Raw genomic sequence first — 12,985 nt, forward strand, 5'->3', positions numbered from 1 at the left:
GCCAGCAGCACCGGCCATGGCGGTGCTGCTGGTAGCGTCGCTCTATCCCACTTTTGGCATCAAGCCCAGCCAGGCCAGTGAAGCCGATACTCCGTCAGCGCAAGAAAGACAGGAAACACTGCAACCGCAAAAGCGTGAACGACTAAACTGGTGGATGAGCGTGCTGTAGCGATTCAGTAGCGGGTGACGAGGAGCGAGTTGCGAAAGTCAAAACCTTCAACCGAAGAATGGTTTTTGCTTTTCGAGACTCGAAACTCGTTACTCGCCCCTGCCACCCAATTATTTCCCCACAACAGCATTTGGCCCCCCCCTCCTGTAGCACCAGATATGGCGACCTGTTGTAGCACGGCAAGCGCTTCTCCCTTAGGCTAGACCTTTTCGCACAAACGCAATTTCGCGCAAGGAATGTCCATGCAAAACGGGCTGATGGTGCTGCACGGCAACCGTCTGGAAACCCTCACCGAGCTGGTGGCCGACTGGCTGCAGCGTGAGCCGCTGTCACCGCTGGAAACGGAAACCTTCCTGGTGCAATCCAATGGCATGGCCCAGTGGCTGAAACTGCAACTGGCGGATGCCCTGGGCATCAGCGCCGGCTTCCAGTTCCAGATGCCCGCCCGTTTTTTATGGAGCGCCTATCGCACCGTGCTCGGCGAAAGCCAGGTGCCGCGCACCTCCCCCTTCGATAAATCCCGCTTGCTATGGCGGCTCTACCGTCTGCTGCCTACCTTGCTGAATAACGACCACTTCGGCCCATTGCGGCATTTTCTCGCCGACGATGTGGATGGCCGCAAACGCCATCAGCTGGCCGAGCGACTGGCAGATCTGTTCGATGCCTATCAGGTCTATCGGGCGGACTGGCTGGCGGACTGGGAAAACCGCAACGACCGTCTGCGCAAGGCCCAGGATCGCGACGCTTTTGATGAGTTTCCCACCAGCCAGCTGTGGCAGGCACACCTGTGGCGCGCCCTGCTGGCGGACATGGATGACATCAAACAGCGCCTCAGCCGCAGCGCCATCCACCGGGATTTCATCGCCGCACTGACTCAACACCAGCAACAGGGCATGCCACCGCCCGGCCTGCCGCGACGCCTGATCATCTTCGGTATCAGCGCCCTGCCCCAGCAGGCTCTGGAAGCGTTGGCCGCGCTCAGCCAGCATTGCCAGATCCTGATGCTGGTACAGAACCCCTGTCAGCATTACTGGGCAGATATCGTCGAAGACAAACAACTGCTGCGACGCCAGCTGGATAACCGCAAACGCCACCTGACCGCCCTGCCGGAAAACCGCGTTAACCCCCTGCTGGCCGCCTGGGGCAAACAGGGCCGGGACTTTATCGGCCTGCTCTACGATCACGACGATCCAGACAGTTATCGCAGCGCCTTCCAGAATCAGATCGATCTGTTTGAACACCACGAACCGCACACCCTGTTGCCACAGTTGCAGCAGGACATTCTCGATCTGGAACCCTTGCCGGCGCCGGACCAGCGCCCCTCTCTGGCGATCGATGGCTCGCTCAGTTTCCGCATCGGCCACAGCCCCCAGCGAGAAGTGGAAGTCCTGCAGGATGAATTACTGGACCGGTTCAGCAACGACCCGAGCCTGCAGCCCCGGGACGTGATCGTGATGGTGCCGGACATCGAGGCCTATGCACCGCACATTGATGCGGTGTTCGGCCGACTGGACCGGGACGATCCCCGCTATCTGCCCTACACCCTCAGCGACCGCAGTGCCGGTGCCGCCTCTCCCCTGGCCCAGGCAGTGGAATCCCTGCTGCACCTGCCCCAGTGGCGCTTCACTGCCACCGACATTCTCGACCTGCTGGATGTGCCCGCCGTGCGCGAACGTTTCGGCATCGACGAAGGCGACCTACCGCAACTGGCCCGCTGGATCGACCAGGCGCGCATTCGCTGGGGCCTGAACAGCCAGCAACGCAAGACCCTGGACGTGCCCGGCTTCGAACAGAACAGCTGGGCCTTCGGCCTGAAACGGATGCTGGCCGGCTACCTGCTCGGCGACGGCCCGGCCTGGATGGGCATCGAGCCCCTGGACGAAGTGGCCGGCCTGGGCGCGGAACTGGCCGGGCGACTGTCGCGGCTGCTCGATACCCTGGAACACCACTGGCAACAGTCCCGTCAAGACGCCAGCGCCCGGGAGTGGCAACAACGCTTTACCCAACTGCTGGACGACCTGTTCGCCCCCGTGGACGAAACCGACCAGGCCCTGGATGCGGGCCTGCGCGACGCCCTCAACGATTGGCTGGCCGCCTGCGCCGAAGCCGATTTCGACAGCTCCCTGCCACTCACCGTGGCCCGCCGCCCCCTGCTCGATGCCCTGAATGCAGAAAGCCTGTCGCAACGATTCATGGCCGGGCGCATCAACGTCTGCACCCTGATGCCCATGCGCGCCATTCCCTTCCGCCATGTCTGCCTGCTCGGCATGAAGGACGGCGAATACCCCCGTCAGCAGCAGCCCATGGATTTCGATCTGATGCGGCAATGGGGCAACTACCGACCCGGCGACCGATCCCGCCGGGATGACGACCGCTACCTGTTTCTGGAAGCCCTGCTCAGCGCCCGCGACAGCCTCTACATCAGCTGGACCGGCCGCAACGTGCGCGACAACAGCGAACGGCCGCCCTCGGTGCTGGTGGCGCAACTGCGCGACCACATCAACCAGCGCTGGCACACCGACCAGGGCGAACCGGTGGATGCGCTCACCGTGGCCCACCCGCTGCAACCGTTCAGCGCCCGCTATTTCTTTAACAGCGACCAGGATGCCGCCAACGATTCGCTACATACTTACGCCAACGAATGGCGCGCCCTCCACGATGGCCAGGCACCCACTGTCAGCAACGACCAACCGCTGCCGCCACTGGACACCGACGAGCCGATTACCTGCGCCGCCCTGGGCCGTTTTCTCAAACAACCGGTGGCGCACTTTTTCGAGCAACGGCTGAAGGCCCACCTGAAACAGCAACGCCAGGTACTGGACGACAGCGAACCCTTTTCCTTCGATGGCCTGCAACGTTTCCAGCTTCAGGACCAGTTGCTCAGCGACGCCCTGCGCGCTGGCCCGGAACATGCTGGCGAGGCCATGACCGAGGCCATGGGTCGTCTGGCCGGCAGCGGCGACCTGCCCCTGGCACCCTTCGATGAAGGCAGCCGCGACAGCCTGCTGATGCCTCTGGCGCAGCCACTGGAACAGTACTTTGCCCTGCTGGCCGAGTGCGGCGCACCGCAACCGCAACAGGAAATTCGCCTCAGCGCCGGCCCTCTGCAGATCGAAGACTGGCTCACGGATTTGCGCGGCTCCGCCGCCAATGCACAACGGCTGGTACTGCACACCGGCAAGCTGAAAGAGCGCTTCGACAAACTCACCCGGGACTGGATCCTGCACCTGGCCGCCTGCGCCGCCGGGCATCCGCTGACCACCCACATACAGGGCCAGGATGGCCGCATCACCCTGCCACCCCTGAACCGCAGCGACGCGCAGCACTGCCTGGACCAACTGGGCCATGCCTGGCAGCAAGCCCTGTGCGAACCCCTGCCCATCGCCTGCGCCACCGCCTTTGCCTGGCTGAAAGGGGAAGAAAAAGACAACGGCGACAACGAGGCCCGCAAGGTATTCGAATCCGGCTTCATGCACACTGGCGAACAGGACAAGGAACCGGCCATTGCCCGGGCCTGGGCCGACTTCGACACAATGTTGGCTGTCCGCCATGGCGACCACAGCGCCTTCGCCTACTGGACCGAACAACTCTATGCCCCGCTCTATCAACATGCACAGTGGCAAGAGCCAGGAGACGACGTATGAGCACTGAACGTCCGCTCCCGATTACCTTCCCACTGCACGGCACCCGGCTGATCGAGGCCAGTGCTGGCACCGGCAAGACCTTTACCCTGGCCGCCCTCTACTTGCGCCTGGTTCTCGGTCATGGCGACGACAATGCCTTCTCGCGCCCGCTGTTGCCGCCGGAGATTCTGGTGGTGACTTTCACCGAAGCGGCCACGGAAGAACTGCGTGAACGGATCCGCGACCGCCTGGCCGATGCCGCGCGTATCTTTGCCGATGCCAATGCAGAAGCCGACGACCCGGTGCTGGCTGAATTGCTCAATGACTATAGCGACCCGGACGACCGGGCCCGTTGCGCCCAGCGTCTGGATGCCGCCGCCCAGTGGATGGACGAAGCCGCCATCTACACCATCCACGGCTTCTGTAATCGCATGCTCAAACAGCATGCCTTCGATTCCGGCAGCCTGTTCAGCCTGGAATTGCAGGAAGACGCCAGCGACGAACAGCAGATGGCAGCGCGGGATTACTGGCGCTCGGTGATTGCCGATTTCCCGGTGAGCGCCGCCAATGCCCTGCAAAGCGACAACCTGGGCAACCCGGATGCCCTGCTGGACGCCTGCCGTCCCCTGCTCGGCCTGAAAGAAGCTGACCCGGAAGAGTTACCGCAAAGCGTCAAACACTGGCTCACGCAAACCGACCCCCAGGCGGACAAGGATCAACACGCCCGCCGGCAACTGGCCGCCGAACTGCCGGCCTTTCTCGAATGGGTGCGCGCCGCCCGCGATAACAAATGGCTCAACGGCAACAGCTACCGCACCACCAGCCTGCCCGGCATGCTGCAAACCCTGCAGCGCTACGCCAATGGCGAACGGCTTAACGACAAGGCCTACGACACCCTGGCAAAGTTTTCCCATGAAGGCATGAAACTCACCAAGGCCGGCCAGGCGCATCGGCCGGACTTTGCCTTCTGCCAGCAGCTGGACGCGGTCATGGAAGGGCGGGCAAATACACAGTTGCCCCGCACCGACCTGCTCGCCCATGCCGCCGCCTGGATCGACCGGCGCGTGGATCAGGTCCGCCGCCAGACCGCCACCATGGGCTTCGACGACATGCTCAGCCGCCTGCACGATGCCTTGAAAGGCAGCAACGGCGAACGCCTGGCCCAGGTCATTCGCGACCAGTTTCCGGTGGCGTTGATCGACGAATTCCAGGACACCGACCCCACCCAGTACGGCATTTTTTCCGCGCTCTATGAAGGGCAAGAAGGCACCGGCTGGTTCATGATCGGCGATCCCAAGCAGGCCATCTACGCCTTCCGGGGTGCCGACGTCTTTACCTATCTGAAAGCCCGCCGGGCCACAGAAGGCAACCACTACACCCTGGACAAAAACTTCCGCAGCGCCGAAGCCATGGTCAGCGCCGTGAACCATCTGTTCACCTACAGCCAGACTACCTTTGGCGATGTGTTCATGATGGACAACGCCATTCCCTTTGACGCGGTAAACGCCAACGGTCGCAAGGACGTTCTGCTGGTCGACAACAACGAAAAATCCGGCATTACCCTGTGGGTGGACGAGCAGGAAAAACCGGTCAGCGCCGGCCAATACCGGGAGGAGCAGGCGGCACGCTGCGCCAGCGAAATTGCCCATCTGCTTAACGGTGCCGTAAAAGGCGTCACCGGCTTCCGGAAAGCCGGCAGCTTCCGGCCCCTGCATCCCAACGACATTGCCATCCTGGTTCGCGACCGCACCGAAGCCAAAGCCATCCGCGATGCGCTGATGGAACGGCAGGTACGCAGCGTTTATCTGTCCGATCAGGATTCCGTGTTTGCCCAGCCGGAAGCCCATGACCTGCTGCTGATCCTGCACGCCTGCGCCACCCCGGAATCCGACACCCGGGTGCGCAGCGCCCTGGCCTGCGCGGTTCTGGACCTGGCCTACGCGGAACTGGATGCCCTCAATCAGGATGAAGTGCGCTGGGAAGAAACCGTGGAGCAGTTTCACGGTTATCGCCAGCAATGGCAGAGCCAGGGCGTGCTGCCCATGCTGCGCAACCTGCTGATGGATTTTCATGTGCCCGCCCGGCTCAGCCAGAGCCTGGACGGCGAACGGGCCCTGACCAACCTGCTGCATCTGGCCGAACTGTTGCAGCAGGCCGCCACCCAGCTGGATGGCGAACAGTCATTGATCCGTTATCTGGAAGATACCGTTGAGGAAGGTCGTAGCAGCAGCAAGGAAAGTATCCTGCGTCTGGAAAGCGACGACGACCGGGTCAAAGTGATCACCATCCACAAATCCAAGGGCCTGGAATACCCGCTGGTGTACCTGCCCTTTATCTGCAGCTTCCGCCCGGCGGACAAGAACAAGCCGCCGCTGCGCTACCACGAAAACGATCATCTCAATGTGTCGCTGGAACCGGACGACACGGTGGAAAACAAGGCAGACCATGAACGGCTCGCCGAAGACATGCGCCTGCTCTACGTGGCTCTGACCCGCGCCTGCCATACCTGCACCCTGGGAATCGCGCCCTATATCAAGGGCCGCGGCAAGCAGAACCAGCTGGAGAAAAGCGCCATCGGCCGCTTGCTGTTCGGCAACGGTGTGGCCAACGACGGCCTGCGTACCGCGCTGGCACCGGTAGCCCATGATGCGGTCACCATTATCAACGCGCCGGACAGCAACCCGGAATGCTATCAACCCAAAGCCGAATCGCGGACCCTGCGCACGCCGCTGATTCCTGTGGCGCGTCAACGGCAACCCTGGTGGATTGCCAGCTACAGTGCGCTCAAACAGGTACAGGAAACCCTGGCCCCGGCGGATCCGCGCGGCGATCAACTGGCCGAGCAGCAGGATGACACCGTTGTCGATGATGCCGAGCCCCTGCCAGACAGCATCCACGCCTTCCCCCGTGGCGCCGCACCGGGCACCCTGCTCCACGATGTGCTCGAGCATGCAGCCAACCAGCGGTTCACAGAGACCCTGGCCGCCCCGGCCGAGTTTGAAACCAGCGTGGAAGAAAAACTGCAGGCCCGGGGCTGGCAGGATTTTGCGGGCGTGATTCGCCACTGGTGGAAGCAGGCGGTGACCACCGCCCTGCCGCTTGAGAGCGACAAGATCGCCCTCAACACCCTGCACACCTATGTGCCGGAACTGGAATTTGTGTTCCCCGCCCACCAGGTGAAAGTGGCCGAGATGGACACCCTGATCCGCCAGCACATCCACCCCACACACCCGCGCCCACGACTGGAAGCCGATACCCTGAACGGCATGCTCAAGGGCTTTATCGATCTGGTGTTCGAACACGACGGCAAGTACTACGTGCTCGACTACAAATCCAACTGGCTCGGCGTGGATGACAGCGCCTACACCCTGGACGCCATGACCCACGCGGTGCTGGAAAAACGCTATGAAGTGCAATACGTCCTTTACCTGCTGGCCCTGCACCGCCTGCTGAAAAGCCGCCTGGCGGATTATGATCCCGACCAGCACCTTGGCGGCGCCGTCTATGTGTTCCTGCGCGGCTTGCAAGGGCCGGCGGCAGGCACCGTGTTTGATCGGCCGGCGACCGGGTTGATTGAAACGCTGGATGAGATGTTTGAAGGAAGGGAGAGTTAAAAGTTGAAAGTTGAAAGTTCAAAAGCGCGAACACGCTCTTGCGTCACTGAAATGCCGTGCCCGCGCACCACAACACACAAATCGCGGCGAAGAACCTGCTCGGCTGGCTCAGGTCTTTCCCGCGTTTCAACTTTCAACTTTCAACTTTCAACTCGGTTGGGGGCTACCCATGCAAACTGACCTGTTCTCCGCCCTCACCTGGGAAGACGCTCTTCTCCTGCTGCGCGACAACAACCTGCTGCGCGACCTGGACGTGGCCATTGCCCGCTTCCTCAACCAGCAATGTCCGCAGGCCAGCTACGAAGTGCTGCTGCTCGCCGCCTTCACCAGCAATCAACAGGCCAGCGGCCATCTGTGTCTGGATCTGAAAAACCGGGAGCTGGCCACCCAGCTGTGGGGCACCAGCCCACCGCCGGAACTGGTGACCCTGCTGCCCGGCAAGCCGGACGACTGGCTGCGTGATCTGCAACAGAGTCCACTGGTCAGTCAGAATGGCAGCACGCCGCTGGTGCTGGATGGCAGCCGCCTTTATCTGCGCCGCAACTGGGACCGGGAAGTGGCGGTGGCTGAGGCCATTGGCCAGCGACTGGCCACCGTCAGCCCCTTGCCTGCCGAGCGTCTGCGCGACGCCCTGGCCCGGTTATTCCCGAACGCCGGCGACCAAACCGACTGGCAACAAGTGGCCTGCGCCCTGGCCAGCCGCAGCGGTATCGGCATCATCACCGGCGGCCCCGGTACCGGCAAAACCACCACCGTGGTGCGCCTGCTGGGGCTGCTGCAAAGCCTGGCCATGGCGGACAACCAGCGTCTGCGTATCCGTCTCGCCGCCCCCACCGGCAAGGCGGCGGCGCGGCTCACCGAGTCCATCGGCGAACAGGTGCAACAACTGGACGTGGACGTCGCGGTACGCGACGCCATTCCCACAGACGTGACCACCCTGCACCGCCTGCTCGGTACCCGCCCGGACAGCCGCCACTTCCGTCACCACGCTGACAATCCGCTGCACGCGGATCTGGTGGTGGTGGATGAAGCCAGCATGATCGACATGGACATGATGGCCAGCCTGCTGGAAGCCCTGAGCCCACACACCCGGCTGATCCTGCTGGGCGACAAGGACCAGCTGGCCAGCGTGGAAGCCGGCGCGGTGATGGGCGACCTGTGTCGCCATGCCCACCAGGGGCGCTATCAACAACGCACCATCGATTTCATCAAAGACACCTGTGGCGCCGACATCAGCGACTACCGGGAAACCGAGCAGGCCCCGGGCAATGCCTTGGCCCAGCAGACCGCCATGCTGCGCACAAACTGGCGCTCCAAGGACAGCCCCGGTATTGGCGAGCTGGCCCGGGCCGTGAACGAGGAAAACCTGCCCCAGGTGCGCAAGGCGTTTCAACACTATGGCGACAGCCTGCATCGCCATCCCCTGCGCAGCGATGACCGGCAACTGGAAACCCTGCTGCTCAACGGCAGCGGCTATCAGGAAGGTCTACGTGCGCTGTTTCAGGCGGTGGCGACACCACCAGCGCAACGGCCAGCATTCGATGACTGGGCCGCCGGACTGCTCAAGCAACTCACCCACCAGCAACTGCTCAGTGGTTTGCGCAGCGGGCCATTCGGGGTGGAACAGTTAAACCAGCGCATCACCCGCCACCTGCAACAACAGGACCTGGCCCCGGAACGGGAATGGTATCCGGGCCGCCCGGTGATGATGACCCGCAACGATTATCAACTGGGGTTGATGAATGGCGATGTGGGGCTGACCCTGCCATTACTTGAGGAGAAACACGGCAAGACGGAACGGTTGTTAAGAGTGGCCTTCCAGTTGCCGGACGGGCGCATCAAATGGGTACTGCCCAGCCGCCTGGACGGGGTGGAAACCGTCTATGCCATGACGGTGCACAAATCCCAGGGCTCGGAATTCCGGCATACCCTGCTGGTACTGCCGGACGCTCCCCACCCGCTGCTCACCCGGGAACTGATCTATACCGCCGTCACCCGCGCCCGGGACCGTTTCACTCTGCTGGAATTCGGCAAACCGGCGGTGCTGGACAGCGCCGTGAAGAAACGCACCTGGCGGGCGTCGGGATTGGCAGAGCGGTTGAGTTGAAAGTGTAAAGTTAAAAGCGCGGCGGGCGCATAGCGTGTTGCCTGTTGCGTGACGCGTGTTGCAGCCGCAGAGCGGCATAAAAAAACGGGATGCCGAAGCATCCCGTTTTTTGTTTCACCATCTTGCGTTTATTTGAACTGCGCTTCTTTCTCTTCAGTTTCCACAATGATGTCAGCACGACGGTTCTTGGCACGACCGTCAGCAGTGCTGTTGTCGGCCACGGGTTTGCTCTCACCGAAACCTTCCGTGGTGATCTTGTCGGCACCAACCGAGTAGTCTTTCATCAGGCGATCCTTCACTGACTGGGCACGGCGCTCGGACAGGCCCTGGTTGTAGTCTGCCGGGCCAGTGCTGTCAGCATGGCCTTCCACACGGATGCGCCCTTGCTCGCCGGCATTCAAGCGATCCGCCACACCTTTGATTTCATCGCTGAACTGACCCTGAATGGTGTCGCGATCAAAGCCGAAGTAGATCACCGAGGTTTCCCGATTCTGCATGGACTCGTAGACCTGACAGCCGTCCGCATCCACTACTGCACCAGAAGCAGTGTTCGGGCAACGGTCCTTGTCGTCGTTAACACCATCGCCATCGCTGTCACCAGTCACCACTTCCGCGGGGGTTGCAGCAACCACTTCATCGTCACTGCTGCCACCGTCGTCATCGCTGATACCAAAGGCCAGATTAACGCCGGCATAAACCTGGCCTTCCCAGTATTCCCGATCCTGGCTGTAAGCCTGACGGGTACCCAGATCCAGAATCACATGCTTGAAGAACGCGCGCTGCACACCCAGCTCCACACCGGTCATCAGCTCGTCGTTATCGTCACTGTTGGGATTATTCAGGCTTTCAATCAGCTGCTCACCCACATTGATGCCGGCATAGGGTTCGAAACCCAACAGGCCGTGATCATCAAAGTGGTAACGCCCACTGACATAATAGTTTTTCATGTCCAGGCGGCGACCGGAGTTGTACTTGCTCTCCGCGTCACCGTCCACTTCTTCATACCAGCCCTGAACGGACCAGTTGGGGGCAAAGCGCCAACCGAGCTGAGCACCATAAAACGGCACATCATCCAGGCCATCGCCACCGTTACCAATCACATCATTGTCGTAAAAAGTGTAGTAGCTGGCGTGCCCACCAATGTAGCCGTATTGGTCTGGAACATTTTCTCCAGCGAAAGCAAAAGGACTCATCAGCAGCGGCACCGCGGCCGTCATACGCAAAAATGTTTTCATGGCAGATTCCTTTCCCGTTGTTTCTGAATTTCTTCAGGAATTTAAACACCGGAAAGGAAAACAAGCAGCCACTTAAACAGGTATCAGGGGGTTAATTTACTTAAATTTAACCCCTATACTATCAATGGTTTACATAAATATAGCCCAAAATAATGAGTTGGAACTTCCATCCCAATACTTTGGTAGAAAAAATATTTTTACAGCATTATTTTTCCACCCACTGACCATCAGGTGTTTTCACATATTGCCCGGTCGCGGTCTTGTCGATGGCTTTTTGCCCGGCCAGCCTGGCCACCTGATCAAGCGTGATACCGTTTTGTTTGGCAATACGCTCATAGGCATCGCGACGCTTCTGATTAATCTCTGCTGCAAGCTCAACGGCGGCAGGTGTTGCCTTCACAACGCCCAGGTAGCCATCAGTCTGCTCACCGACCAGCCCCTGGCTTTTCGCCGCATCCAGATCCAGCGCAAACGCCGCCATGCTCAGCAGCAGGGTCAGGGTGGCAATCATGGTCTTTACAATTTTCATTGTCCCTACTCCTTAAAACAGGTCGCTTTCTTCACTGAATAATTGATCGATATCCTTTTCCACTTTCAAACGGATTTCATGATTGATCTTCACGTTCAGATTAATGGTGATGGGTTCTTCCGGTGCTTTCAGGGCCACCGTGGGCGTGCAAGCCGCCAACAGCCACCCGGCCAGCAACACCGTGCCCAGCCCGAGTTGTTTCATCATCGATTCTCCGTACGCAGTTGTTCAGTGATTTCATCGCCAATGCGCAAGCTGCGCATCAACGCCAACACGTTTTCCCGGTGTGTGTAGTTAAACACTACCGGCAGATTTTTTCTTTGCGGGTTTATCCCTTTAATGGTGATCGCCGCATCCAGCCAACCCACTTTATCCATGGCCATGCGCGCCTGGAAATCACTGATCAACAGGGTGCTGAGGCTGTCGAGCGCCAACTTCACTGCCTGATTGGAATCGGGCATTGCCTGCACGCTGGACGACGCAGGAATAATCAAGGATAGCGGCTCTTCGTTGGCCAGCCGCCCTTCTTCAATCGCCAGGAAATCCGCGCCCAGCTGTAGCGGCACATAACCGCCGATTCGACCGGACAGCGAGACCGGAGGAGGATTCTGTAGCGCCGCGACCTGAGCCAGATCAATGCGGCTTATCACCACAGGTTGAGGCCGCGCGGAGGGCCAGTCCAGTGCCGGAGAGCGCAAGTAGCCACCCAGCAAATCGGCACGGACATCGGTAAATTGCCATTGCGACAGGTCGCTATTCACCGTGAGCGCCAGATCAGTGATCGGCGTGCCGATATCCAGGGTGTCCACGGTCACGGGTCCGGTGCTGCTGAGCTGCACGTCGCCGTTATCGTATTCACCATGGATCACCCCGGCAGCGCCACGGGCCGTCACGCTGCCCCAGTCCAGGTCCGCACCGGTAAGCGTGATATCGCCTGAGGCTTTAAGCGTCTGCCGCCATTGCCAGCGGCCTTTGCCTTCCAGCTGACCTTGCCGTGGAGTGGCATCCAGGCCCACCCCCATGGCAGGCACCAACGCGCTGCGCATGGTCAGAGTGCCACTCGCCCCACCGTTTTTCTCAAGCGCACCACTGGCCCGCAATTCGCTTTGCCACTCGCTGACGGTTAACCGACCCTGAACCTGTTCACCTTTCATCGTCGCCGTCCCCGAAATCGGCGGCAGGCGCCAGCGGGCGGCCAGCAAACCACCGCCATGAATGGCCACAGTGCCGGTAATGCCCTGTCCATTGATCTGCAACGGACCCGTTGCACGCAGCGATACCGGCCGGATCAGGGCCTGCCCGATAAGCCCCTCGGAAATTGACGCCTGGCTCCCTGCCGCCACGCTGACCGTGCCATCCACCAACGACCAGGGGGCCTTGACCGTTACCTGCCCACCACGCTCAAACTGCGGCAAGGTGGTGCTCGCCTGGAGCGTACCGGCCCAGCCGGCGTCGGACTGGGCAAAAGCCAGGGTGCCGTCGAGTGGGTAACCGGACATGTTGCCAGTCACCTTGGCCTCGGCACCATACGGGGCCTGCTGCAAGGTACTTACCGGCATCAGGAAAGCCAGCCGATCATTCCCTTGCCGCGCCGTGAGCCTAATGGGGTCCCCCTCCAGCCCATGGCTGCCGACAGCGCCCTGCCACTCCCCTTGCACTTGGTAGCCCTGCCATTGCCCGCGCAGCACCAGATCACCGGCCCACTGCC

Annotated in this window: 7 protein-coding genes; 3 read left to right on the top strand and 4 right to left on the bottom strand. The window is 61.0% G+C overall.

Going from position 1 to position 12,985, the window contains the following annotated elements:
- Nucleotides 1-411: 411 nt before the first annotated feature.
- The 3 genes from recC to recD all read left to right on the top strand — a co-directional run bounded on the left by recC (nt 412) and on the right by recD (nt 9,513).
- Nucleotides 412-3,813: an exodeoxyribonuclease V subunit gamma gene (recC, locus tag A3730_RS16495; protein WP_082872427.1), complete on the top strand. Its 3,402-nt coding sequence runs from the start codon at nt 412-414 to the stop codon at nt 3,811-3,813.
- Nucleotides 3,810-7,406 carry an exodeoxyribonuclease V subunit beta gene (recB, locus tag A3730_RS16500; RefSeq protein WP_063538472.1) on the top strand — a complete coding sequence of 1,199 codons (3,597 nt, stop codon included), beginning with the start codon at nt 3,810-3,812 and terminating at the stop codon, nt 7,404-7,406. Before recC ends, recB begins: the two co-directional genes overlap by 4 nt.
- A gap of 169 nt (nt 7,407-7,575) precedes the next feature.
- Nucleotides 7,576-9,513 (top strand): exodeoxyribonuclease V subunit alpha, encoded by a 1,938-nt coding sequence (recD, locus tag A3730_RS16505; protein ID WP_063520370.1) that lies wholly within the window; start codon nt 7,576-7,578, stop codon nt 9,511-9,513.
- A 128-nt stretch (nt 9,514-9,641) separates the two neighbouring features.
- On the opposite strand, the gene A3730_RS16510 is transcribed toward recD, so the two are convergent.
- The 4 genes from A3730_RS16510 to A3730_RS16525 all read right to left on the bottom strand — a co-directional run.
- Nucleotides 9,642-10,748 carry an OmpA family protein gene (locus A3730_RS16510; RefSeq protein ID WP_063520371.1) on the bottom strand — a complete coding sequence of 369 codons (1,107 nt, stop codon included), beginning with the start codon at nt 10,746-10,748 and terminating at the stop codon, nt 9,642-9,644.
- A gap of 205 nt (nt 10,749-10,953) precedes the next feature.
- Entirely contained in the window at nt 10,954-11,277 is a 324-nt protein-coding gene (locus tag A3730_RS16515) for a YdbL family protein (protein WP_063520372.1), read from the bottom strand.
- Nucleotides 11,278-11,289: 12 nt separating this feature from the next.
- Complete coding sequence (locus A3730_RS16520; RefSeq protein ID WP_063520373.1) at nt 11,290-11,484, bottom strand: YnbE family lipoprotein; 195 nt, start codon at nt 11,482-11,484, stop codon at nt 11,290-11,292.
- Nucleotides 11,481-12,985, bottom strand: a 1,505-nt coding sequence (locus A3730_RS16525) for a YdbH domain-containing protein (protein ID WP_197477503.1), incomplete at its 5' end; no start/stop codon positions are given. The genes A3730_RS16520 and A3730_RS16525, both read right to left, overlap by 4 nt.

This window comes from Alcanivorax sp. HI0044, from assembly GCF_001634945.1.

Coding starts and splice junctions, on each gene's coding strand:
- recC (WP_082872427.1), top strand. CDS start 412: ATGCAAAACGGGCTGATGGTGCTGCACGGCAACCGTCTGGAAACCCTC.
- recB (WP_063538472.1), top strand. CDS start 3,810: ATGAGCACTGAACGTCCGCTCCCGATTACCTTCCCACTGCACGGCACC.
- recD (WP_063520370.1), top strand. CDS start 7,576: ATGCAAACTGACCTGTTCTCCGCCCTCACCTGGGAAGACGCTCTTCTC.
- A3730_RS16510 (WP_063520371.1), bottom strand. CDS start 10,748: ATGAAAACATTTTTGCGTATGACGGCCGCGGTGCCGCTGCTGATGAGT.
- A3730_RS16515 (WP_063520372.1), bottom strand. CDS start 11,277: ATGAAAATTGTAAAGACCATGATTGCCACCCTGACCCTGCTGCTGAGC.
- A3730_RS16520 (WP_063520373.1), bottom strand. CDS start 11,484: ATGATGAAACAACTCGGGCTGGGCACGGTGTTGCTGGCCGGGTGGCTG.